Here is a 644-nt window from a genome sequence, read left to right as displayed (position 1 = left end):
AGCCGTTTCGACACGATACTCTCGGTGAAAGGTTCGCCCGGTCTGTGTTCAAAAAGCCACACTTTCGGTTTGTATAGTCTGTTATATTCCGTCAGCTTTTTCATCAACGGTTTTGATAGCAGGGTGTAGCGGTCTTTTTTTCCTTTACCCTGCCGCACCCGTATCAGGGAGCGGGATTCGTTGATGTCGCCGGGTTTCAGTTCCAGCAGTTCGCTGATGCGCAACCCTGCGGAATAGAGTATGGAGAACATGCAGAAGAAACGCAGGTCTGTCACCGTCACGTCGAGTATCTTCTTTATTTCCTCCTTGCTCAACACGTCGGGCAGCGTCTTCTCCCGTTTGGCACGGTTCACCTTGTAACACCGCCGTTCCTGACCGAGAACTTTCTCGTAATAGAACTTGATGGCGTTGATACGCTGGTTTTGCTGGCAGGAGGATATGTTTTTCTCGTGGATGAGATACAGCAGGTAGTCGTTTATCTCGCCGGGGGTAACCGTTTCAATCTTACGCCCCTCGAAATATTGTTGGAAATCGCGGAAATAGGAGGTATATACCCTTACGGTATGGTCACTGTAACGCACTTGCTGAAGTTTTTCCAGATAGCCTTCCGGCAGTGGCGGCCGTTTGTCTTCCTCTTTACGGGG

1 protein-coding gene is annotated in these 644 nt (G+C 50.0%); it reads right to left on the bottom strand.

Annotation, left to right across the window (positions count from 1 at the left end; translation table 11 throughout):
• Nucleotides 1–644 (bottom strand): tyrosine-type recombinase/integrase (locus HMPREF2794_RS15965; protein WP_168166608.1); only part of this gene is annotated, 644 nt, incomplete at both ends.

This window comes from Bacteroides sp. HMSC067B03 (assembly GCF_001811315.1).
Taxonomy (GTDB): domain Bacteria; phylum Bacteroidota; class Bacteroidia; order Bacteroidales; family Bacteroidaceae; genus Bacteroides; species Bacteroides faecis.
Note: the sequence above shows the minus strand (reverse complement) of the source record. Positions and strands in the feature narration are given on the sequence as shown.